Here is a 23227-nt window from a genome sequence, read left to right as displayed (position 1 = left end):
GCGCGTTTTGTCAACTTTACTTTTCGATAATGTTCGTTTTTAGTGACTTTCGCGCGGAGTGCGGATAATCCGTTACTCACTCCGGATCAGGTCCGGGACGGAAGGGGAGAAAGGCGCATGGCGCTCAGTTTCCGGCAAAGTGAGATACTCGACATCGCGCGGGCCGAGGGGCGTGTCGGGGTCGATGACCTAGCGGAACGCTTCGGCGTGACCCTTCAGACCATTCGCCGCGACCTGACCGAACTGGCGGATGCCGGAAAGCTTGATCGCGTCCATGGCGGAGCGGTTCCACGCGCTGGTGTCGCCAATATCGGCTATGAAGAACGGCGGCTGATGAATGCCGAGGCCAAGGCCGCTATCGGCGCGGCCTGCGCAGCGACCATCCCGGACAACTCCTCGCTCTTCCTCAATATCGGCACCACGACCGAGGCGGTGGCGCGCGCGCTTCTGAAACACCGTAATCTGACGGTGGTGACCAATAACATGAACGTGGCCACGATCCTTGCCGCCAATGAAAGCTGCGATGTGATCGTCGCCGGCGGCGTCCTGAGGCGTGCGGATGGCGGGCTGGTCGGAGACCTTACCACCGAGGCCATTGGTCATTTTAAGGTGGATTACGCGATCATCGGCACCTCGGCGCTCGACCTCGACGGCGATCTGCTGGATTTCGATCCGCAGGAGGTGCGCGTGAGCCGCGCGATCCTGCATCAGGCCCGCGCCACCTGCCTTGTGGCGGATGGCTCCAAACTCGACCGGCGGGCCCCGGTTCGCATCGCCTCGCTCTCCGATATTGGCCGTGTGTTCACCGACCGGCCCCTCCCCGAGCAACTGGCCGCAAGATGCCGCGATTGGGGCACCGAGGTGATCTTCAGCCGGTAAGTTGCGTCCAGGCGTCCAGCAGGTCGGACCGCGCCTCGCCCGCAATGCGGATCATGCGGATGTCGAGGTCCTGCGCAGGCAGGCGGTCGTCAAGCGCCACAAGCCGTCCATCTGCAACCGGCTCGTTCACCAATGCCTCCGGCAGCCAGGCAATGCCGATCCCGTTCAGCGCGTATTGCAGGGCGGCCAGCGTCAGCGCGGTCTCGGCCTTGCGGATAAACCCGATATGGGGCGCGACACGCGGAAGGACGGCGCGCTCCATGACATGTCCGAGGAAGACATCGGCCGGATAGGCGATCAGGGGCCAACCCTCCCCCTCGACCACTCCGGGTGCCGCGACGGGCACGAAACGGTCGCGGCCAAGAATGGCGGTGTCGAAGGCGTGGCTGGCGGGCAGGCTGCGCTCACCCGGCAATTCGTACATCACCGCCAAATCGACCTCGCCCGACAGAAGCATCAGCAGGCATTCATCGCGATTGCCCGACCGCACACGTACGGCGTGATTGCCGGTCTCGGCGAGAACCGAGACGAGGCGCGGTGAGACGGTCGTGGTGATTGCATGCTGGCAGGCGAGCGACAGCGTGCCGCCCTTGCCCTGACCGGCGCGTTTCAGCCCCTCGCGCAGGCGGCGCAAGCCGGTGGCGAGCGCCCGCAACTCCGGCTCCTGCGCGCGGATCGCGGGCAGCAGTTCCACCGGCTTGCGGCTGCGGTCGAAGAGTTCCGCCCCGATACTGTCCTCGATTGCGCGGATGCGGCGGGTGAATGCCGATTGCGTCAGGCAGCGCATCTCGGCCGCCCTAGCGAAAGAGCCGGTGTCAAGCACTGCCAGAAGATCGTCGATCCAGTCGAGCCGCATGAAGGGCGCATAGCTCAATGAGCCTCAACTTGCAACTTTGGAATATTAATTCGCGAAGTTCGCATTTGTTTCGGCGGGTCTGGCACAGCTATATGTCATCAAACGCAACTCACGGAGAGACCCATGCATCTTGCCCGCTTCCCGCGCCACTTCCTCGCCCATCTGCCGACGCCTTTGGAGCGTCTGGACCGTCTCTCGAAGGAACTCGGCGGGCCGGAAATCTGGATCAAGCGCGACGACTGCACCGGGCTTTCGACCGGCGGCAACAAGACCCGCAAGCTGGAATTCCTGATGGCCGAGGCCATGGCGCAGGGCGCCGAGATGGTGATGACGCAAGGTGCGACCCAGTCGAACCACGCCCGCCAGACCGCTGCCTTCGCCGCGAAGCTGGGCATGAAGTGCCATATCCTGCTGGAAGACCGCACCGGGTCCAACAACGCCAACTACAACAACAACGGCAACGTCCTTCTCGACCACCTGCATGGCGCTACGACCGAAAAGCGCCCGGGCGGCGGCGACATGAATGCCGAGATGGAAAAGGTGGCCGACAAGCTGCGCGCCGATGGCAAGAAGGTTTACACCATCCCCGGCGGCGGGTCGAACCCGACGGGCGCGCTGGGCTATGTCAACTGCGCCTTCGAGCTTCTGGCGCAGGCCAACAACAGCGGCATGAAGATCGACCATATCGTCACCGCGACCGGCTCGGCCGGGACGCAGGCGGGCCTGATCACCGGCCTCAAGGCGATGAACGCGCAGATCCCACTTCTGGGCATCGGCGTGCGCGCCCCGAAGCCGAAGCAGGAGGAGAATGTCTACAACCTCGCCTGTGCCACGGCCGAAAAACTCGGCTGCGCCGGGATCGTCAAGCGTGAGGATGTGGTGGCCAATACCGATTATGTCGGCGAAGGCTATGGCATCCCAACCGAAAGCGGCATGGAGGCGATCCGCATGTTCGCCGAACTGGAAGCGATCCTGCTTGACCCGGTCTATTCGGCCAAGGGTGCTGCCGGCTTCATCGACCTGATCCGCAAGAGGCACTTCAAGAAGGGCGAGCGCGTCGTCTTCCTGCATACCGGCGGTGCGGCGGCACTCTTCGGCTATGACGGAGCATTCGATTTCGCGGGCCGCTGGGGCGCCGCCTGACGGTTGACTAGATAGACCCCCGCCGCAGAAAGCGCTAGCCCCGCGAAGGCGGCGGGGGTCACCGCCTCACCAAGGATCGCCCAAGCGAGAAGCATCGCCAGCGGCGGAACAAGGTAGAGCATTGATGATATTCGTGTCGCGTCGCCGCGTTGCAGGAGCGCAATGTAGAGACCGATCGAGATGATCGAATTGGCAATCACAAGATAGGCGAGCGACACGATCAGTTCCGGGTGCCAATCGATCGCCAGTGTCTCAGTGGCCCAGGCCGCTGGCATGAGGACCGCGAAACCAACCAGGTACTGCACAACGCCCCCGATGGCTGGATCGGTGCGCAGCCCGTGCCATTTCTCGAATAGCGTCGCGAGTGTGATGCCCAGGAGCGCCGACAGGGCAAGGATCACGGCAACAGCGGGGCTTGGTCCCAACGTCCGGCCTCCGGCAATGACCATCACGACACCGAGAAAGCCGAGGACGAGGCCAAACCACAAGTGCCGTCCGCCGCGAACCCCCGTAACATACGGGGAGAGGGCCGCGACGAGGATCGGTTGCAACGCCATGATAATCGCGGTGGTGCCAGCGTTCATCCCCCGCTTCATCGCCAGATAGGCAAGCCCGAAATAAACGCATTGGATAAGGAAACCGGTCAGCATCAGCGCGCCCCAGTGCCGGGCACCGGATGGCCATTTGAGCTTGCGCCGAAAAAGGAACGGCACAAGCGCCAGCGCCGCGAGACCATAGCGCAGGGCGAGCATCGTCAGGGGTTCTATATGGGTCAGGCCGAGCTTGGCAAAGCTGTAGCCGCCGGACCAGAACAGCAGAAACACGAAGGGCGCCGCACGCCAGAACAGGGCGTTACCGGTACCGGTGCCTTCCTCCGTCTGGGTCATGGGTCAGGAAACCGGTTTAGCGCAGGGCACTAACGGGCGGCAATCTGCATGCACCGTCATCAGGTCTTAAATCCTCTATTCCGCTCCCGTTGGCGACAAGGCTATGGGCCGCGTCATGCGCGGGCAAGTGGATTGCGATCCTCTGCGCACTACTGAACTGTCACGCGTCGGCCGCAAGATCCCTTTGCGCGATCCAGTCATGGTCGGGATGGTTTTTGAAGCGCCACTTGCGCAAGGGGCCGGCCATTACGTTGAGATAGTACATCTCGTACCCGTAGGGCGCGCCGCAGGGATGGTGGCCCTTCGGCACCAGCACCACGTCGTGGTTACCGACGGCCATCGTCTCATCCAGAGACCCGTCTTCGGTCCAGACCCGCTGGATGCCGAACCCCTGTGCGGGATGCAGGCGGTGGTAGTAGGTCTCCTCCAGATAGGTCATGTTCGGATAGTCATCCTCATCATGCCTGTGCGGCGGGTAGGAGGACCAGTGCCCGGCAGGCGTGAACACCTCGGTGACGAGGAGCGAGTCCGCGACATCCCGCCCTTCCATCGCGATATTGTTGATGTAGCGCGTATTGGTGCCCTTGCCGCGCGGGGTCAGGTCGATTCCCGCAGGTCCAATGATCTGAGCCGGATGGCCGCCCTTTCCGGGGGCCGAGCAGACGGCGAGCGTGCAGGGGGTCGTGGCGGTGGCCTGCCACACGGCACCGTTCGGGACATAGAGACAATGGGGCGGCGTCCGCTCAAAGACATCCATCCGGTCGCCAAGCTCACCAAAATCGTGGCCATCGACGGTGATCCGCGCCTTGCCCTCGACCAGAACCAGTATCACCTCTCGGTCGCCGGTTTCCTCTTGCGCGATCTCGCCCTGCGTCAGGCGATAAAGGCCAAAGCCGACATAGGACCAGCCCGCGCTCTTCGGCGTCACGTTGTGGACCTTGCCGGTGGTTCCTGCAGGCTTCACAAGAAGCGGGCTCATTTCTTTTCCTCCGACCGGACGGCGACCAACAGCACATAGGCCGCATAGAGGCCCGCGCCGCCAAACAGCATCGCCCAACCGGGCGAGCCCGTGATGATCTCGATCAATGCCCAGCCGAGACAGGCCACGACCACAACGACCCGTCGCCAGAGCGGGCGGAAGAATGGGTGTGCGGGGTCGATAAGGGCCATCAGTCTGCGATCTCCAGTCCGGCTTTTGAGCAGACCTTGAGGATATGCTCATAGCCACGCTTGGAATAGTCATAGGGCGGCGCCTTGGCGGGGTCCTGCTCTGCCTCGACCACGATCCAGCCCTTGTAGTCCATTGCCTTCAGCGCATCGGTCACGGCCTGAAAGTCGATGCAGCCGTCACCGGGAACGGTGAAGGCACCCGCGATGACAGCGTCGAGAAAGCTGCGGTCATTGGCGCGGACATCCGTCACGACATCGGGGCGGATGTCCTTGTAATGCACATGATGCACCCGGTCACCCCAGCGGTTCAGCGTTGCCATCACGTCGCCGCCGCCGAACAGGAGGTGACCGGTGTCGAAGCACAGTTTCACCTCAGATGACGACCCCTCCATCAGCCAGTTCACGTCCTCCTCGGCCTCGATGATCGACCCCATATGGTGGTGGTAGGCAAAGGGCATGCCCCGATCCGTCACCCATTTCGCGACCTCACTGAGTTTCCCGGCATAGGCCATGACCTCGTCGCGCGACAGCTTCGGTCGCTTGTTGACCGGTACATTCTGCTTTCCCTGCACGGTATTGGAGCATTCGGCATAGACGATGCAGGGAGAGTCCAGCGCGATGAACTGATCGACCTGCTGGCGGATCGCCGCCATCTCAGTCGCGGCGTCATTCACCAGCGTATTGCCTGAGCACCATCCACCGCAAAGCGCGATGTCATAGGCATCGAGATAGGCGCGCAGCCCCTCGGTATCATGCGGCATCCGCTGACCGCGCTCAACGCCGGTATAACCGATCTCACGCGCCTCTTTCAGCGCCTGCTCCATCGTATAGGCGGCGGTCAGGTCGGGCAGGTCGTCGTTCTGCCAGGCGATGGGGGAAATCCCGATCTTCACACTCATTCCGGTTGTCCTCAGACGGCGCTCTGGTCCTTGCGCCTTGTTTCGTAAACCTCACGCGCCGCGCGCACTTTGGGCCGGTCGGAGACCTCGGGCACTCCGACCTCCCACCAGCTTCCGCCATGGGGCGTGGAAGGATAGGGATCGGTGTCGATGACGATGGCATAGACCCCGTTGTGGTCTTTCGCCTTTGCCAGATGCTCCTCAAGCTCGGTGATGCTGCCTGCCTTAACCGCCTTTGCACCCATGGAACCGGCATGGGCGACGAAGTCGATGGCTGAGGGGTTCACGTGATGGGCGGTGTCGAGGAGGTTGTTGAACTCTTCGCCCCCGGTGCCCATCTGCAGCCGGTTGATGCAGCCGAAACCGCGATTGTCGGTGATAATCAGGGTAAAGCTGATCCCCATCATACAGGCGGTGGCAAGCTCCGAGTTCGCCATCATGTAGGTGCCGTCCCCGGTGAAGCAGACGACATCGCGGTCAGGTTCGGCCATCTTGATGCCGATGGCGCCCGCGATCTCATAGCCCATGCAGCTGAACCCATATTCCATGTGGTAGCTGCCCGGCCGCCCTGCCTTCCAGAGCTTGTGCAACTCTCCCGGCATAGTACCCGCCGCGCACATGACCACCGTATCGGGCCCAGCGGCGCGCTGGACCGCACCCACGACCTGCATGTCGGTGGGTTTCTGATTGCCCTCGCCGGGCGCGTCGGTCAGCGGATCGACCTTGGCGAACCAATCAGCCTTGAGCGTCGCGGATGGCACGTCGAATGTCTTGCCCTTCAGGGCGGCCGACAGAGCCTCCAGCCCCGCCTTCGCATCGGCTGAGAGCGGTACGGCCCCGTGCTTCATCGCGTCATAGGGCTGGATATTTAGGCTGACCAGTTTCCGTCCCGGCGCGCGGAAGAGCGACCATGACCCGGTGGTGAAATCCTGAAACCGCGTGCCGACGCCGAGGACGAGGTCGGCCTTGCCGCAGACCTCATTGGCGCTGCTGGCCCCGGTTACGCCGACGGGGCCGAGATTCATCGGGTGGTCCCAGGGCAAAGCGGATTTTCCTGCCTGCGTCTCAACCACGGGAACGCGATGGGCTTCGGCGAATGCGCGCAGGGCGTCGGTCGCATAGCCGTAATGCACCCCGCCGCCAGCGACGATGACCGGATGCTTCGCGGTCTTCAGAAGATCGGCAACACGGGCCAGTTCCGCCGGATCGGGCGGCGGCACCCGGCGATGCCAGACGCGTTCGTCAAAGAAGGCTTCGGGCCAGTCATAGGCCTCGGCCTGCACGTCCTGACAGAAGGCGAGCGTCACCGGCCCGCACTCGGCGGGGTCGGTCATCACCCGCATGGCGCGGGGCAAAGCGGTCAGCAACTGCTCGGGCCGGGTGATCCGGTCGAAATACCGGCTGACGGGGCGGAACGTGTCGGTGGCGGTGACCGTACCATCGGAAAAGTTCTCGGGCTGCTGCAGTACGGGATCGGGCCCGCGATGGGCAAAGACATCACCTGGCACCATGAGGACCGGCAAGCGGTTCACGTAAGCCAGCGCGCAAGCTGTGACCATGTTGGTGGCGCCCGGCCCGATGGACGAGGTCACCATCATCGCGCGCGCCCGCCGCAGCTGTTTTGCGTAGGCAATCGCGGTATGGGCCATCGTCTGCTCATTGTGTCCGCGATAGGTCGGCAGCTGGTCGCGCACGCCGTACAGCGCCTCGCCCAGACCCGCCACGTTGCCATGACCGAAGATCGCCCAACATCCGGCGATATAGGCCTCTCCGGACTCGTTCTTCTGCGCGGCGAGGTATTTCACCATGGCCTGCGCGGCGGTCAATCGTATCGTCTTCATCTCTTGTCCTTCCCTGCCCTACGCGCCGGGATCATCCGAGTACTTCGGCGACCCGCACGGCCCGGTCTTCAGCCACTGATTTCAGCGCGGCCTCGGCAAGCGCCAACGCCAGTAGGCCGTCTTCCCCGCTGGTCGGCGGTGTCGCCCCGGCATTCACCGCCGCGATGAAGGCCGCGATTTCATTGGCGTAGGCGGCGGTGTAGCGGGTCATGAAGAAGTTCAGGAGCGGCGGCTGGGTGAAGCCACCCTGACCCGCGAACTGGATATTCGCCTCATGCGTATTGGCCGCGGAAACCGCGCCCTTGTCGCCCAGAACCTCGATCCGCTGGTCGTAACCGTAGCTCGCCCGTCGGGAGTTGGTGATGATCGCCTGACGGCCGGACGCAGTCCGCAGGATCACGTTGACGCTGTCATAATCGCCCAGTTCGCCGATCTTCGGATCGGTCAGGACCGAGGCGGCGGCCATCACCGTCTCGACCTCCTCGCCCAGAAGCCAGCGGGCCATGTCGAAGTCGTGGATCGTCATGTCGCGGAAAATGCCGCCTGACCGGGTGATGTAGTCATAAGGCGGCGCGCCGGGATCGCGGGAGGTGATCGTCACCATCTCGACCTTGCCGATCCGGTCTGCATCAATCGCCGCCTTCACCGCCATGAAATCGGGGTCGAAGCGGCGGTTGAACCCGACCATAAGCGTGGCGCCGGTTTCCCTGACAACATCCAGACAGGCGCGGACACGGGCCAGGCTGAGGTCCACTGGCTTTTCACAGAAGATCGCCTTGCCCGCGCGGGCGAAGCGCTCGATCAGGTCGGCATGGGTGTCGGTCGGGGTGCAGATGATCACCGCATCCACGTCGTCGGCCTCTTCGATTTCATCAATCGTGCGGATATCGCAGTCATAGGCCGTCGCAATGGCCGTGGCCGCTGCCGCATCCGGCTCGGCCACCGCGACAAGGCGCGCGCCCATGGTGGATGTCACGGCGCGGGCATGGACCTGACCGATGCGGCCGGCCCCAAGAACTGCAAATCGTGTCGTCATGTCTTTTCCTTTACTCGGGATAGGCCCCGGCGACGTTCTGGTCGAAATCCACTATCGTACCCGTCATCACACCGGACTGCGGCGATAGCATGTAGGAGGCTAGACCTGCCACATGGTCGGGCTTGACCAGCATGCCGAAGGGTTGACGCGCCTCGGCCTCGGCCAGCCAGCCGTCACCGGCGCCATGATAGCGGCGCTGTATTTCATCCTCACCCGGCGTGTCCATCCAGCCGCAGTTTATGGCGTTAACGCGGATATGGTCCCGCCTGAGCGCTTGCGCGGCATTCTTCGTGACATTGGCAAGCGCCGCCTTTGACGCGGAATAGGGGGCAAGGAAGGACTGTCCGCAATGGACGACCATCGACAGGATGTTGACGATGGACGCAGCATGCCCCGCCTCGCGCGCCCGCTGCGCCACCCGCTGGATCGCGAAGAAGGGCGACCGCGCGTTGACTGCCATCATCCGGTCCCAAAGCTCGGGTGTCGTATCGAGGACCGACCCCCTATCAGTCGCAGCCCCGGCATTCACCAGCGCGGTCACCCTGCCCATCACTTCCGATGCCTCATCGACAAGACGTATGATCTGGTCCGTATCGGCAAGGTCGGCCTGCCGGTAAGTCGCGCCGATTTCTGCCGCAACCTTCGCACCCCGTTCTGCATTGCGCCCCGCGATCACGAGGTCGCGGCACCCGGCTGCGCTCAGCGCGCGGGCGATGGCAAGGCCAAGGCCCTGCGTCCCGCCGATGATCAGCGCCGAGGTGTCGCGGTGGTCCGCATCCATCAAGCCGCGCCTTCGTATTCCGGTTGCGTCTTCGCGCCGGTGATATAGGCGACGACATCCTGCCCGTCCGTTTCTTCCTTCTTGAGGTTGGCAACGATCCGCCCGCGTCGAAAGACGACGATCCGGTCAACGAGGTCCATGACCTGCCGCATGTTGTGGCTGATCAGGATCAGGGGTTCACCCGCCTCTTTCAGTGTACGAATGATATTTTCGACCTGCGCGGTTTCCTGAACACCAAGGGCTGCGGTGGGTTCGTCCATGATCGTGAGGCGCGAATGGAAGGTCGCAGTCCGCGCGATAGCCACGCATTGGCGCTGGCCGCCGGACATCCGCTCAATCGTGTTGTGGATGTTGGGGATCTTAACCCCCGTTTTTTCCAGCGCGGCCAGCGTCGCGTCACGCATCGCCCTGTAGTCGAGGATCGAGAAGGGACCCAGCTTGAAGCGGATCTTCTCACGTCCGAGGAACAGATTGTCAGCCACGTCGAGGTGATCGGCCAGTGCCAGCGTCTGGAATACGGTTTCGATCCCGGCCTCGCGCGCATCCAGCGGGCCGGCAAAACTCACCGGCTTGCCGTAGAAGACGATGTCGCCACGGGTCCTTTGTTCGACACCGGTAATCTGACGAACGAAGGTCGACTTACCGGCGCCGTTGTCCCCCATAATGGCAACATGTTCGCCCTTGCGGAGTGTGAAGTTCGCCCCTTCCAGCGCGTGTACGCCGCCGTAATGTTTTGTCAGGTCACGGGTTTCGAGAATGATGTCGCTCATCTTCTCCTCCTCACATCCGGGCCGCTGTACGGCGCTGGCGCCACTGATCGAGCACCACGGCACCGACGATGATCGCGCCCTTCACCATTTCCTGGTAATAGGCGTCGAGCTTCAGGAACGTGAAGCCGGAGATGATCACACCGAAGATCAGCGCGCCGAGCACGGTCCCGATGATCGAGCCGCGCCCACCGGCAAGGCTGACCCCGCCGATGACCGACATGGCGATCGCGTCAAGTTCATACATGACCCCCATTCCCGCCTGCGCCGTCAGGTTCTTTGAAGACAGGATGATGGCAGCAATCGCGGCAAGCATCCCGGCGATCGTGTAGATCAGCACCTTGTGACGGGCGACGTTGATGCCCGACATCCGTGCGGCATCCTCATTCGAGCCAATGGCATAGGTGTGCTTGCCGTAAACGGTTTGCCGCAGGATCAGGTGGAAGAGGATCGCGAGTGCTATGAAGTAGACAACCGGCATCATGCCCTTGCCAAGCGCAGCGAAGCCTTCCGTGGGGAACGAGACCGGCTGGCCATTCGTCCACCATTTGGACAGGCCGCGGGCCGACACCATCAAGCCGAGCGTGGCGATGAAGGGCGGTATGCGGGTATAGGCGATGAGCAGGCCGTTCACGCAGCCCGCGATGAGGCCACAGGCAAGACCGACAAGGATGGGTACCAGCACGGGAAGGTCCATGGCCCAGGCACCGAAGACCGCCTTGGGGTTCGGGTTCCCGTTAACCAGTTCCGTTTGCGCAAAGCTCATCACGATCATCGCGGTAGCACCGACAATGGAGCCTGACGACAAGTCGATGCCGCCCGAGATGATCACCTGCGTCACACCGATGGCGATGATCCCGATGATTGACACCTGCAGGATGATGATGTTGATCCGCGCCCAGTTGAAGATCGCATCGACATTGTCGCGGGTATTGAACAGGAACGAATCCCGGTAAATCAGCCAGCCAAGCACCTCGAACGTGACGATAATCAGGACGAGCGCCATAAACACGTTTAGTTCTGGTGGCTTGGTGCGCTTCTTAGGGTCGTATTTCAACCCGCCGATACCGTGTGCCGTGTTGGCCATGCAGTTTCCCCCTATGTCCCCGTTACATCGGGCGCATGAGGCGGTGCGATGCCGCACCGCCTCAGATCTTGGTCTCCCCGTCGATCAGTTCTTGGACAGGTAGTCGCCGATGTTGTCCGGCGTCACCAGTTCGAACGGGACCCAGACGGCGTTATCAACCGCTTCGCCCCTGGCCAGCTTCACGGCCGCATCGAGCGCTCCGGAACCCTGCGCTGCGGCGTTCTGGAACACCGTCACATCAAGGTCGCCCGCCTGCATGGCAGCCAGGGCATCCTGCGTTGCGTCCACACCGCCGACCTGCACCGACGCCATGTCGATGCCAGCAGCCTTCATTGCCTGGATCGCGCCAATGGCCATTTCGTCGTTATTTGCGATCACCCCGTCGAAGGCGGCGCCGGTTGACAGCCAGTTGGTCATCAGGTTCTGAGCCTGATCGCGGCTCCAGTTTGCAGTCTGCTGGTCGATCACATTGACCGTAACCTTGCATTTGCCAGCCTCGATCACGTCATAGATATCCTGCGTCCGTTGCACTGCCGCCTGGTTCGAAAGCTCACCCTGCATCACATAGACGTTGACCTCGGTCTTGCCTTCCCCCGCCCAGTTGTCGCAGAGCGCGATCGTTTCGAGCGTACCGCTATCGACTTCGTTCGAGGCCACAAACGCCTGGTTGTCGGGCAGCGTGTCGAGGTTAATCGGCTGACGGTTCACATAGACAAGCGGGACGCCTGCGGCGGCGGCAGCGTCGGTCATCGCCTGCGTCGCCGATGTATCGACCGGGTTTACGATGATTGCATCAACGCCCGAGGCGATGAAGTTGTTGATCTGGTCGAGCTGCTTGGCGACGTCGTTCTGTGCGTCTTCGATCTGGACATCGTGACCCTGCTCGTCGGCATAGGCCTGAAGCCCGTTTCTCAGAACGGTCAGGAAGTTGTCGTCAAAAAGCGCCATAGAGACACCGACGTTTTCGGCCAGCGCCGTAGTTCCCATCATCGCCGCAAGGCTGGCGGCTACCAAGGTTTTCTTCATGTCTTTCCTCCCATCGGGTGTCCGGCGCACCCTTTCCCTGAAACCATGCCGGAAGCCCGCTTCGGGCATTGGTATCGGTCAGTCATGAGCGCTTTCACATTCGCTCATCCGTGACCGCATGAAATTGAACGACCGGGACAAGGCGGCGCCCGGATCGTTCAGGTCGTGTATTTCCTTCGCAAAACTCTCCATCGACACCGGCCCCGTGTAACCCGCGTCACTGAGTGCCCTGAGTTGATCGACGTTGCCCAGCCGGTCGCGTTCATCGACCAGCACCCGGTGCCCGTCACCCATCTCGTCAATGCCGAGCCCCGGATCGGTAACACCCGAGACGTGAACCATGCCGGTATGTGCCGCAAAGATCGGGCCGCCCCCGGCGAGCGTATGGTGAAATGTGTCGTGGACCAGTTTGAACCGGCCGGTTGCCCCCAAGGCTTCGATCGCCTCCACCGCTTCGGCCTTGTAACGTAAGGCGCAGATCGCAAAGCCGAGGGGTTCGATCAAACCGATCAGCCGGTGATCCTCAAGCATCGGTTTGAGGTCTTTCAACGCGACGCGCAGATTGGCCTGCCGCTCACCGTTGCCCATGCCCAAGCCGTCATTGCGGGGAATGAGACTGACCGCCTCGGCCCCTGCGGCGGCGGCGATGTGCATCAGGTCGCGCGCCTCTTTCGCTTTCCCGGCGGACCAGTCGTTGAACCTCTTCACTTCGGCGACGGCCAGAATCCGCAGCCCCCTGTCGCGCGCCATCTGTCCTGCCTCAGCCGGGTCGCGACCATCGAACAGAGGTTGCGGCAGATCATTGCGGACTTCGACGCCTACGCAGCCAAGCTCCGCTGCAAGGTCCAGAAGACCCTCGTAATTCAGCCGGGCCACGGTCATGTGGTTCAGCGCGAGTGGCAGCATGTTGCGCGTTTCCTCCCTGCCCCGGCTGGTGTCCCCGAGGAGCCGATCTCATGTCGGTCGGAACGAAGGTGCCGCCCGATAAGACGAATCGTCAATGTAAGGGGGTGTGGTTTCCGTCATAGGTGACGAAATCCACATCACCATAATGATGTAATTACGTCATCAAATGCTCTCTGCCAGGTAAAGCTCTGGCTGAAGGAAATGCTGACCAACCACATCCGACATGCCGTTGAGGACCGCATTGGACATCAGCGCGACAACGTCGCGGCACAGCACCGCCAATGGGGTGGAAATGACCAGTGTGATATAGCGATCCTGTAGCCCGGCGCGGGTTTCAGGCGTTACCTCGTTGACGACAAGCGCAACATCCCCGGGCTGGCGCACCTCACGCAACGCGGCAATTGCGCCCTCCATCCCACCGCCCGCGCAATAGATGCCGCGCAGGTCGGGATGCCGGGCGAGAAGATCGAGCGTCGCCTCATAGGTGAGTTGCCGGGTCTCAAGATTGACCAGCGTATCGAGCACGGTGAATTGCGGCGCATATTCTCGGAAATAGGAGCGGAACCCGGTTTCACGCAATTCGTGCCCGTGCCAACGATAGCCGCCGACAAAGACCGCGATCTTGCCCGGCTTGTGTACCGCAGTGGCAATCATTGAGGCCGCGATACGCCCAACCTTAAGGTTATTAAGGCCAATATAGTTCTGCCGCACCCCTTGGGCGAAGTCGTTCAGAAGCGCGAAGCAGGGTATGCCGCCCTCCTGCAACTCCTGAACCGCCTCGGTAACGATATGGTGCGTGACGGCAGTTGCACCCATTACATCTACCCGGCCTTTCAGCCCCCGCATCAGATCGGCGAAATCGCCCGGCGACTGCGAGGCGGAATATTCGATGATCAGTTCCCCCCGCACATCCGGGGCGGCCCGCACGGCGCGTTCCATCTCGGCGGCAAAGTTTTTGTAAAAGGCCTGCTTTTCCTTGTGCATCACGAAACCGAACCGCATCAGCGGCAGTTCCGTCTTGATCCGCTGCCCGATCAGGCCCGCCGCGTGATAGCCGATCCGATGCGCCGCCTCGAAGACCTGTTTCGCCGTGGATTCGCGTACCTTCTCACGTCCGTTCAGCACCCGGTCGACCGTCGCCGTGCTGACACCCGCCTCGCGCGCGACATCCGCGATCGTCATCCGCCCCGCCATCACGCCTCCGAGTCTGATGTAATTACGTCATTTTATCTGCCGCATTTTGACGATATCTGACGGGAATCCAAGACCCGATCTATGGTGTTCGCGCAATCGCTCCTAGGCTTCGGTCCGGCACAATTCAGGACACTGGACATGACGAAACGGGATTACAGCCTGCTGGGCGAGGACGCGAGACGCGCGGTGCAAACAGGCCTCGCGGCGGCGGAATGGTATCACACCGACATCCCGCGCAAGGAGATGAAGGCGCTGATGGCGCGCGAGGACGGGCCAGCGATCCGCGATACGCTCATTCTGTTTTCAGCGATGATCGCCTTCGCGGCGGGAGGCATAGTCCTCTGGCCTACGTGGTGGTCTGCGCCCTTCTGGCTGGCCTATGGCGTTCTCTACGGCTCGGCCATGGATTCACGCTGGCACGAATGCGGGCACGGCACTGCCTTCCGCACCGGCTGGATGAACAACCTCGTCTACCAGATCGCCAGCTTCTGCATGATCCGCAACCCGGTGGCCTGGCGCTGGAGCCATGCCCGCCACCACACAGACACGATCATCGTCGGCCGCGACCCGGAGATCGTGGCGATGCGCCCGCCAGCTTTGTTCCGCATCTGCCTGAACTTTATCGGTATTCTGGATGCATGGAACGGCTGGGCAAGGATGTTCCTGAATGCCTCAGGCCGCCTCGACCCCGAGGAAGCGACCTTTATCCCGAAAAGCGAGCACCCGAAAGTCGTCCGCATCGCCCGCATCTGGGTGCTCATCTACGCCGCAACCATGGGCCTCGCGATCTGGACGGGTTCAATCCTGCCCCTCATGCTGATCGGCCTGCCCCGCCTCTATGGCGCATGGCATCACGTCCTGACCGGCGTCCTGCAACATGCGGGCCTTGCCGACAATGTCATCGACCACCGGCTGAACAGCCGCACGGTCTATATGAACCCGGTCAGCCGCTTCATCTACTGGAACATGAACTACCATGTGGAGCATCACATGTTCCCGATGGTGCCCTACCACCGGCTGCCTGCGCTGCACGAGCGGATCAAGGATGACCTGCCGCGCCCCAATCGATCGATTTGGGAGGCCTATGCCGAGGTTCTGCCAATCCTGAAGCGCCAACTCGCCTACGAGGATTACTTCCTCAAGCGCGATCTGCCGCCTACGGCGAAACCTTACAAGGAAGATTTCCACGCCGCGGCACTCGGCGCGGCCGGATAAAGGGAGAAGGGCATGAGCAACTGGATTGACGCCTGCGGGACGGAGGAAATCGAGCAAGAGGATGTGATCCGTTTCGATCACGGCGGCCGGACCTACGCTGTCTACCGGAGCCCAGACGACGAATATTTCTGTACTGACGGGCTCTGCACGCACGAACAGGTCCACCTCGCGGAGGGGCTGGTGATGGATTACGTCATCGAATGCCCCAAGCATAATGGCCAGTTCGACTATCGGACGGGCGAGGCGAAGCGCGCGCCCGTCTGCGTGAACCTTGCGACCTATCCGGTGAAGGTCGAGGGTGGCCGCGTACTCGTGCAGGTGGGTTGAGCCATGCGCCACAACCGGATGACCGTCGCCGACCTCAGGACGATGAAGGGCAAGCGGCAGATGACCATGCTCTATGTCGAAACGCTCGACGAGGCCCGCGCCGCTGCCGTCGCCGGAATCGACATCCTGTCGATCATAGACCCGTTGTGGACGCCCGAGATGCGAGAGGCGGCGGGGGATTGCTTCGTACAGGTCGGTCTTCTCTACGGCGAACTCGTGACCGCAGAGGACTATCTGCGTGCCGCCCATCGGGCGATGCGGATCGGTGGCGACGCGGTCTATTGCGCGGCCGGGCTGGGTACGATCCAGGCGCTGGCGGAGGAGGGCATTCCGGTAATCAGTCATGTCGGGCTGATTCCGTCAAAGGCCACTTGGACAGGCGGGTTCAAGGCCGTGGGCAAGACCGCCGACAGCGCGCTTTCCGTCTGGCGTCACGTCAAGGCACTGGAAGCAGCGGGCGCGATCGGCGCGGAACTGGAAGTCGTCCCCGACCGCGTGGCGGCCGAAATCTCACGCCGCACGCCGCTTATCATGCTGTCGATGGGGGCGGGCGCCGGGGGTGACGCCCAATACCTCTTTGCCGAGGACGTGCTGGGCTGCACACGTGGCCACCGTCCGCGCCATGCCAAGGTCTATCGGAACTTCCGGGTCGAATACGAACGGTTGCAGCGGGAACGCATAGCCGCCTTCCGCGAGTTTGCTGCGGATGTGGCATCGGGCGCTTATCCCGCGCCCGAGCATGTTGTGGGTATAGACGACCGGGAATTCGAGGCGTTCCTGAACGGCCTCGACGCCCCGGCCTAGCCCCAGTCCAGCACCACTTTGCCGCTTTTGCCGGACCGCATGATCTCGAATCCGTCGCGGAAGTCATCCACCTTGTAGCGGTGGGTGATCACCCGCCGAATATCGAGCCCGTTTTCCAGCATCGCGATCATCTTGTACCAGGTCTCGAAGATCTCGCGGCCATAGACACCCTTGATGGTGATCGCCTTGAAAACGATCCGGGACCAGTCGACCGGCGACTTGCCGGGCGGAATGCCCAGCATGGCGATGCGGCCCCCCATCACCATATTCTCGACCATCTGGTCGAGGGCCGCCTGATTGCCGGACATTTCCATGCCGACATCAAAGCCTTCCTTCATCTTCAGGGCGCCTTCGACATCCTTCAGGTCTTGCTTGGCCACGTTGACCGGCACCACGTCCGTTACCTGGGCAGCAAGATCCAGCCGGTCCTGATTGACATCGGTGATGACTACGTGCCGCGCGCCGACATGGCGGGCGACGGCGGCGGCCATGATGCCGATGGGGCCCGCGCCGGTGATCAGCACATCCTCGCCCACCAGATCAAAGCTGAGGGCCGTGTGGACCGCATTGCCGAGGGGGTCGAGGATCGCCCCGATCTCGTCATCAATCTCATCGGGCAGTGGAACAACGTTGAAGGCGGGCAACTTCAGGTATTCGGCAAAGGCCCCCTGCTCATTGACCCCAATGCCCCGGGTGGCAGGATCGAGATGGAACTTGCCCGCCCGACTCTGGCGGGACTTCTTACCAATCAGATGACCCTCGCCGGAGCAGCGCTGTCCAATCGACAAACCTTCGACATTCTTGCCGATCTCGACGATCTCGCCCGCGAATTCGTGACCGGTGACAAGACCTACGGGAACAGTCCGCGCCGCCCATTCATCCCAGTTCCAGATATGAATATCGGTGCCGCAAATGCCCGTCTTGCGGATGCGGATCAGCACGTCATCCGGCCCGATCTCCGGCACCGGGCGGTGCTCCATCCAGAGCCCGACCTCGGGCCTCGCCTTTGCCAGTGCCTTCATGTCATTGCGCATCAGATTGCCCCCACCGCCTTGCCCGCCGCCCGGAAGGCGTCGAGCGCAAAGTCCAGATCTTCCCGGGTGAGCTTCGCGTTCATCTGCGTGCGAATGCGCGCCTGCCCCTTCGGTACGACCGGGAAGAAGAAGCCCGAGACATAGACACCGCGCTCATATAGCGCCGCCGCCATGGCCTGTGCCAGCTTCGCCTCGCCCAGCATGACCGGGATGATCGGGTGTTCGCCGGGCAGAAGCGTAAATCCCGCATCTTCCAGCCCCGCGCGCCAGTAGCGGGCGTTCCCGAAAAGCGATGCCCGCAGATCGTCGGCCGCCTCCACCAGATCAAGCGCCGCGATTCCGGCAGCCACCACGGCAGGCGGCAGCGCGTTCGAGAAGAGATAGGGCCGTGCCCGCTGGCGCAGGAGGTCGATGGCTGGTTGCGGACCCGCGATATAGCCCCCCAAAGCGCCGCCGAGCGCCTTGCCCAAAGTGCCGGTCAGAATATCGACATCGACACCGGCATGGGCAGGCGTGCCGCGCCCCTGCGGCCCCATGAACCCGGTCGCATGGCAATCGTCGACCATGGTCAGTGCGCCGTACTTCTCCGCCAAGGCCACGATCTCGGGCAGCTTCGCCAGATAGCCGTCCATCGAAAACACACCATCGGTGGCAATCATGATAAACCGCGCGCCATCGGCCCGCGCCGCCTGCAATTGCGCCTCCAGATCACCCATGTCGGAATTGGCATAGCGGTAGCGCTTCGCCTTGCAGAGCCGGATGCCATCGATGATCGAGGCGTGGTTGAGCGCGTCCGAGATGATCGCGTCTTCCGGCCCCAAAAGCGGCTCGAACAGCCCGCCATTCGCGTCGAAACAGGCCGCGAACAGGATCGCGTCATCCTTGCCGAGGAAACTCGCGATCCGCGCCTCCAGCTCCCGGTGCAGGTCCTGCGTGCCGCAGATGAACCGGACCGAGGCCATGCCATAGCCGTGGTCGTTCATTGCCGCTTTCGCCGCCGCGATCAAAGCCGGATGATTGGCAAGGCCCAGATAGTTATTGGCACACAGGTTCAGCACGTCGCGCCCGGCCACCTTCACATGCGCGCCTTGCGCCGATGTGATCAGGCGTTCGCGCTTGAAAAGCCCATCGGCCTCGATCCCCGTCAGGGTTTCGCCCAGATGCTGCAGAAAGGCGGCTTGGTCGGACATCACAGACTCTCCTCCGGTATGGCGGAACAATATCCGCTATCACGCCAATGTCAATATGACGGATTAAAATCCTAAATCACGGATTCCAGCTTCTTCTGTTCCAAAACACCTCCGCCGGAGGCTTCCGGCTCCTCCGCCCGGCGGAGCGTCAGGAATTCTGCACGATCAGAATCGCCCGTGCCGCACCGCCCTCGGCCTCGATCCGGTGCGGTCGGTCGGCGAAGTAGCGGGCCGTGTCGCCGACGCCCAGCCGCTGGCTGTCCTCTCCCGACACGACCGCCACTGCGCCGTCCAGCACCGTCAGATGCTCGCGGCAGCCCGGCCCGTGCGGGTCGCTGACGAGCCGACCGCCGGCATCGAAAACAAGGTCGTAAACCTCATGCTCCCCCGCCGCTTCGGCGGGCGACAATATCCGTATCCGCACGCCCTGCCCCCGCCCCGCGATCACGGGTGCGGCCTCGGCCCGGATCACCTCGATCCCCGGCGCGGTGCGCCCTTCGAGAAGCCCTGCGAAATCGACCTGCAGGGCCTGTGTCAGGTTCCAGAGCGTCGAGACGGTCGGGCTACTCTCCCCCCGCTCGATCTGGCTGACCATCGACCGCGAGACGCCGGAGAGCTTCGCCACCGCGTCAAGGCTGAGGCCCTTGGACTTCCGCGCCTCCTTCAGAGAGGCGGCGAGACGGTCATGGATATCGGGGCGTGTGTTCATGGGGCAAAGGTGATCCCGGCAGGGGAAAAGGTCAACGGGGCAGCATCGCCTCGCCGTCCGGGTCGGCGGCCTCGGCGACCAGCCAGTCACGGAAGGCCTGAAGCGGTGGATACCATGCCCCGACCGATGGCCAGACGAGGTAATAGCTGCCCTCACCCTGCACGGGCCCACCGAAGACCTCGACCAGACGCCCGTCAGCCAGTTCCGGCTTGGCGAGGAATTCGGGCAAGAGCGCCACACCCAGCCCGTGAATTACCGCCTGGATCATCGGCGCGAACTGGTCGAACAGCATCCCCTGCCCCACCCTCCGTTCGACCCCATGATGAGCGAACCATGCGGCCCATGCGTTGGGCCGGGTTTCGAGTTGCAGAAGCGGCAGTCCGATCAGGTCCGAGGGCTCTTCGACCGGATGATCAGAGAGAAACTTCGGCGCACAGCAGGCGACCAACCGCTCGTCGAAAAGCTTGACCCAACCGGTGCCCGCCCAGTTCTCGGCTCCGAAATGGATCGCGGCATCGAACCCTTCTTCCTCGAAATCGAAAGGCTTCAGCCTGGTGCCGAGATTGATTGTTATCCCCGGATGATCGGCCAGGAAACGCGGTAGGCGTGGGGCAAGCCAGCGCGTGCCGAAGGTCGGCAGGATGGCGAGCGACAGCGTCCCGCCACCAGTATTCGACCGCACCCGCATCGAGCCGCGTGAAATGAGGTCGAGCGCCTTCACCACATCGCGGGCATAGGCCAGCGCATGGTCGGTGGGGATCAGCCTGCGCCGCTCGCGCAGAAAAAGCGTGACACCCAACTGCGCCTCAAGGTTCTGGACCAGACGGCTGACCGCGCCCTGCGTCAGGTCCAGATCGCGGGCGGCCGCCAGCGTCGAGCCAGTGCGCACCACCGATTCGAATGCGGTGAGCAGCGAGATTGACGGCAGGAACCGACGGGGCGTGGCCATTATATGCGCTCCATGCATATTATACGGCCAGAATAGCGGTATCCCGGCGGCATACAATGGCCCATAATGCATAAAACCCGCATGAGGCCCCCATGTCCGACCCCTTCCGCCGCTCCGCCCGCATCGACGCGGTCGAACTCTCTGAAATCCTGAAGATTTCCGAGCTTGCCGACGCGCTGAAGCGCGAGGGGCGGGACGTCATCACGCTCGGCACCGGAGAGCCTGACTTCCCGACACCAGCGCCGGTCATTGAAGCCGCCCACAAGGCCGCACTGGCGGGCGAAACGACATACACACTGACCGCCGGGACACTGGCGCTGCGCAAGGCCATTGGCGAGGCCTGCCAGCGCGAGAACGGCTACAGGCCAGAGACGGGCGAAATCATCGTCTGCACCGGTGCCAAGCAGGTGCTTTACAATGCCTTTGCGGCCACGCTCGATCCCGGCGATGAGGTGCTGATCGTTGCACCCTACTGGACGAGCTATCCCGACATCATCACCGTCTGCGACGGCAAGGCGGTGGTTCTGCCGACGTCGGCCGAAACCGGCTTTCGCATCACGCCCGACCAGTTGCGCACCGCGATCGGGCCGAAGACGCGCTGGCTTCTCCTGAATTCACCCTCGAACCCGTCGGGGGCCGCTTATAGCAAGGACGATCTGGAGGCGCTGGCCGAGGTTCTGCGTGATGCCCCTCATGTCGGCATCATGGTCGATGAGATCTACCAGCACATATCCTATGTCCCGTTCCACTCGTTCCGCGCCGTCGCCCCTGACCTCGCCGACCGCACGCTGATCGTGAATGGGGTTTCGAAAAGCTACGCAATGACCGGCTGGCGCATCGGCTGGGGGATCGGGCCGAAGCGGCTCATTTCGGCCATGGTCGCGGTGCAGAGCCAGATCACCTCGGGTGCGTCCTCGGTTTCGCAGGCGGCGGCGGTGGCCGCGCTGGAAGGCGACCAGCAACTGCTCGCCGAACGCTGCGACGATTTCCGTGAGCGCCGCGATATGCTGGCGGCTGCGCTGAACGCGACGGGCGTGCTCGATTGCCCCTCGGCGGACGGGGCCTTCTACCTCTTCCCCGGTTGCGCCCGCGCCTTCGGCAAGGTCACAGTCAAAGGCCGCCGCATCGAAACCGACGCCGATTTCTGCGAGGCTTTGCTGGAGGAGGAAGGCGTCGCCCTCGTCCCCGGCCGTGCCTTCGGTACGCCGGGCTATATCCGGCTTTCCTACGCCTATTCGAGGGCCTCGCTGACCGAGGCCGCCACCCGCATCGCGCGGTTCTGCGCAAATCTGAAGTGAGGACCCAAATGGCCCTGAAACCGAAAGACGCCCCCGACCTTTCCCGCTTTGACTGGGAAGACGCCTTCCGCATGGAAGACCAGTTGACCGAGGAAGAGCGCATGCTGCGCGACGGCGCCCGCGCCTATGCGGCCGAAAAGCTCCAGCCGCGCGTGACCGAGGCTTACCGCGAGGAAAAGACCGACCCCGAGATTTTCCGCGAGATGGGCGAGATGGGGCTTCTGGGCGTCACGGTCCCTGAGGAATATGGCGGGCTTGGCGCGGGCTATGTCTCCTACGGGCTGATCGCGCGCGAGGTCGAGCGGGTCGACAGCGGCTATCGTTCGATGATGTCGGTGCAATCCTCGCTCGTCATGTATCCGATCTATGCCTACGGGTCCGAGGAGCAGCGCAAGAAATACCTGCCAAAACTCGCCAGTGGCGAATTCATCGGTTGCTTCGGCCTGACCGAACCCGATGCGGGCTCCGATCCCGCCGGTATGAAGACCCGCGCGACGAAGACGGCGAATGGCTATGTGCTGAACGGGTCGAAGATGTGGATCTCGAACGCGCCCATCGCCGATGTTTTCGTGGTCTGGGCCAAGTCCGAGGCGCATGGCGGCAAGATCAGGGGTTTTGTGCTCGACAAGGGCATGAAGGGGCTTTCGGCGCCGAAGATCGGCGGCAAGCTCAGCTTGCGCGCCTCGATCACCGGCGAGATCGTGATGGACAATGTCGAGGTCGGCGAAGACGCGCTTTTGCCAAATGTCGAAGGGCTGAAGGGTCCCTTCGGCTGCCTCAACCGTGCGCGTTACGGCATTTCCTGGGGCGTTCTCGGCGCCGCCGAGTTCTGCTGGCATGCCGCCCGTCAATACGGGCTTGACCGCAAGCAGTTCAACCGGCCGCTGGCGCAGACCCAGCTGTACCAGCTGAAGCTCGCGAACATGATGACCGAAATCTCGCTTGGCCTTCAGGCCTCCCTGCGCGTCGGCCGACTGATGGACGAAGCCAAGGCCGCGCCCGAGATGATCTCCATCGTCAAGCGCAACAACTGCGGCAAGGCGCTGGAAATCGCACGACATGCCCGCGACATGCATGGCGGCAACGGCATTCAGGAGGACTTTCAGATCATGCGCCACATGGTCAATTTGGAGACCGTCAACACCTACGAAGGCACCCATGATGTCCACGCGCTCATCCTCGGGCGGGCGATCACCGGGTTGCAGGCGTTTTTCTGATTTCTTCTGTTC

The 23227-nt window shown here is 62.8% G+C and carries 24 protein-coding genes; 7 read left to right on the top strand and 17 right to left on the bottom strand.

What is annotated here, in order from left to right; genetic code table 11:
* Positions 1-117 precede the first annotated feature (117 nt).
* Positions 118-879, top strand: a complete 762-nt coding sequence (locus QKW60_RS10525; protein WP_282368594.1) for a DeoR/GlpR family DNA-binding transcription regulator — start codon at positions 118-120, stop codon at positions 877-879.
* Here the strand turns inward: QKW60_RS10525 and QKW60_RS10520 are convergent.
* Positions 869-1753, bottom strand: a complete 885-nt coding sequence (locus QKW60_RS10520; protein ID WP_282368593.1) for a LysR family transcriptional regulator — start codon at positions 1751-1753, stop codon at positions 869-871. The genes QKW60_RS10525 and QKW60_RS10520 overlap by 11 nt on opposite strands.
* 105 nt (positions 1754-1858) lie before the next feature.
* On the opposite strand from QKW60_RS10520, the gene cuyA reads away from it, so the two are divergent.
* Positions 1859-2878, top strand: coding sequence for a D-cysteate sulfo-lyase (gene cuyA, locus QKW60_RS10515; RefSeq protein WP_282368592.1), 1020 nt, complete (start codon positions 1859-1861; stop codon positions 2876-2878).
* Here cuyA and QKW60_RS10510 read toward each other — a convergent pair.
* From QKW60_RS10510 to QKW60_RS10455, 12 genes are all read right to left on the bottom strand, one after another.
* On the bottom strand, positions 2833-3765 hold the full coding sequence (locus tag QKW60_RS10510) for a DMT family transporter (protein ID WP_282368591.1): 933 nt from the start codon (positions 3763-3765) through the stop codon (positions 2833-2835). The two genes, cuyA and QKW60_RS10510, sit on opposite strands and share 46 nt — an antisense overlap.
* 160 nt (positions 3766-3925) lie before the next feature.
* Complete coding sequence (gene iolB / locus QKW60_RS10505; protein WP_282368589.1) at positions 3926-4744, bottom strand: 5-deoxy-glucuronate isomerase; 819 nt, start codon at positions 4742-4744, stop codon at positions 3926-3928.
* A complete protein-coding gene (locus QKW60_RS10500) occupies positions 4741-4935 on the bottom strand; it encodes a hypothetical protein (RefSeq protein WP_282368588.1) in 195 nt (64 codons plus the stop codon). The genes iolB and QKW60_RS10500 overlap by 4 nt, the downstream gene beginning before the upstream one ends.
* Positions 4935-5834, bottom strand: coding sequence for a myo-inosose-2 dehydratase (gene iolE, locus QKW60_RS10495; protein WP_282368586.1), 900 nt, complete (start codon positions 5832-5834; stop codon positions 4935-4937). Before iolE ends, QKW60_RS10500 begins: the two co-directional genes overlap by 1 nt.
* Positions 5835-5845: 11 nt before the next feature.
* Entirely contained in the window at positions 5846-7675 is a 1830-nt protein-coding gene (gene iolD / locus QKW60_RS10490) for a 3D-(3,5/4)-trihydroxycyclohexane-1,2-dione acylhydrolase (decyclizing) (RefSeq protein WP_282368584.1), read from the bottom strand.
* A gap of 31 nt (positions 7676-7706) precedes the next feature.
* The gene (gene iolG / locus QKW60_RS10485) at positions 7707-8711 is read right to left on the bottom strand and encodes an inositol 2-dehydrogenase (RefSeq protein WP_282368583.1); all 1005 of its coding nucleotides are present in this window, start codon (positions 8709-8711) and stop codon (positions 7707-7709) included.
* A gap of 10 nt (positions 8712-8721) precedes the next feature.
* Positions 8722-9492, bottom strand: a complete 771-nt coding sequence (locus tag QKW60_RS10480; RefSeq protein ID WP_282368582.1) for an SDR family oxidoreductase — start codon at positions 9490-9492, stop codon at positions 8722-8724.
* Positions 9492-10262 carry an ATP-binding cassette domain-containing protein gene (locus QKW60_RS10475; RefSeq protein WP_282368579.1) on the bottom strand — a complete coding sequence of 257 codons (771 nt, stop codon included), beginning with the start codon at positions 10260-10262 and terminating at the stop codon, positions 9492-9494. Before QKW60_RS10475 ends, QKW60_RS10480 begins: the two co-directional genes overlap by 1 nt.
* 10 nt (positions 10263-10272) lie before the next feature.
* Positions 10273-11346: an ABC transporter permease gene (locus QKW60_RS10470; RefSeq protein WP_282368577.1), complete on the bottom strand. Its 1074-nt coding sequence runs from the start codon at positions 11344-11346 to the stop codon at positions 10273-10275.
* An 84-nt stretch (positions 11347-11430) separates the two neighbouring features.
* Positions 11431-12372, bottom strand: a complete 942-nt coding sequence (locus QKW60_RS10465) for a substrate-binding domain-containing protein (protein ID WP_282368575.1) — start codon at positions 12370-12372, stop codon at positions 11431-11433.
* 78 nt (positions 12373-12450) lie between these two features.
* Positions 12451-13278, bottom strand: coding sequence for a TIM barrel protein (locus QKW60_RS10460; protein WP_282368574.1), 828 nt, complete (start codon positions 13276-13278; stop codon positions 12451-12453).
* A 162-nt stretch (positions 13279-13440) separates the two neighbouring features.
* Entirely contained in the window at positions 13441-14472 is a 1032-nt protein-coding gene (locus QKW60_RS10455; RefSeq protein WP_282368573.1) for a LacI family DNA-binding transcriptional regulator, read from the bottom strand.
* Between the two features lie 138 nt (positions 14473-14610).
* Between QKW60_RS10455 and QKW60_RS10450 the strand changes: the two genes are divergently transcribed.
* The 3 genes from QKW60_RS10450 to QKW60_RS10440 are packed head-to-tail and all read left to right on the top strand — an operon-like array spanning position 14611 to position 16818.
* A complete protein-coding gene (locus QKW60_RS10450) occupies positions 14611-15687 on the top strand; it encodes a fatty acid desaturase family protein (protein WP_282368572.1) in 1077 nt (358 codons plus the stop codon).
* 12 nt (positions 15688-15699) lie between these two features.
* Positions 15700-16014, top strand: a complete 315-nt coding sequence (locus QKW60_RS10445; protein WP_282368571.1) for a MocE family 2Fe-2S type ferredoxin — start codon at positions 15700-15702, stop codon at positions 16012-16014.
* 3 nt (positions 16015-16017) lie between these two features.
* Positions 16018-16818: a 3-methyl-2-oxobutanoate hydroxymethyltransferase gene (locus tag QKW60_RS10440; RefSeq protein WP_282368570.1), complete on the top strand. Its 801-nt coding sequence runs from the start codon at positions 16018-16020 to the stop codon at positions 16816-16818.
* Here QKW60_RS10440 and tdh read toward each other — a convergent pair.
* The 4 genes from tdh to QKW60_RS10420 form a co-directional block, all read right to left on the bottom strand.
* Complete coding sequence (gene tdh / locus QKW60_RS10435) at positions 16815-17840, bottom strand: L-threonine 3-dehydrogenase (RefSeq protein ID WP_282368681.1); 1026 nt, start codon at positions 17838-17840, stop codon at positions 16815-16817. The two genes, QKW60_RS10440 and tdh, sit on opposite strands and share 4 nt — an antisense overlap.
* Positions 17841-17851: 11 nt before the next feature.
* Positions 17852-19042 (bottom strand): glycine C-acetyltransferase, encoded by a 1191-nt coding sequence (locus QKW60_RS10430; RefSeq protein WP_282368569.1) that lies wholly within the window; start codon positions 19040-19042, stop codon positions 17852-17854.
* Positions 19043-19190: 148 nt separating this feature from the next.
* Positions 19191-19751 carry a helix-turn-helix domain-containing protein gene (locus QKW60_RS10425; protein ID WP_282368568.1) on the bottom strand — a complete coding sequence of 187 codons (561 nt, stop codon included), beginning with the start codon at positions 19749-19751 and terminating at the stop codon, positions 19191-19193.
* A 31-nt stretch (positions 19752-19782) separates the two neighbouring features.
* Positions 19783-20700 (bottom strand): LysR family transcriptional regulator, encoded by a 918-nt coding sequence (locus QKW60_RS10420; protein WP_282368566.1) that lies wholly within the window; start codon positions 20698-20700, stop codon positions 19783-19785.
* A gap of 92 nt (positions 20701-20792) precedes the next feature.
* Here QKW60_RS10420 and QKW60_RS10415 point away from each other — a divergent pair, with 92 nt between their 5' ends.
* Together QKW60_RS10415 and QKW60_RS10410 are read left to right on the top strand one after the other, a co-directional pair.
* Positions 20793-21998, top strand: coding sequence for a pyridoxal phosphate-dependent aminotransferase (locus tag QKW60_RS10415; RefSeq protein ID WP_282368564.1), 1206 nt, complete (start codon positions 20793-20795; stop codon positions 21996-21998).
* 8 nt (positions 21999-22006) lie between these two features.
* Complete coding sequence (locus tag QKW60_RS10410) at positions 22007-23215, top strand: acyl-CoA dehydrogenase (RefSeq protein WP_282368562.1); 1209 nt, start codon at positions 22007-22009, stop codon at positions 23213-23215.
* The last annotated feature ends 12 nt before the right edge of the window (positions 23216-23227 follow it).

Source organism: Albidovulum aestuarii (assembly GCF_029961185.1).
Taxonomy (GTDB): Bacteria; Pseudomonadota; Alphaproteobacteria; order Rhodobacterales; family Rhodobacteraceae; genus Albidovulum; species Albidovulum aestuarii.
This window is presented reverse-complemented; position numbering and strand designations above follow the sequence as displayed.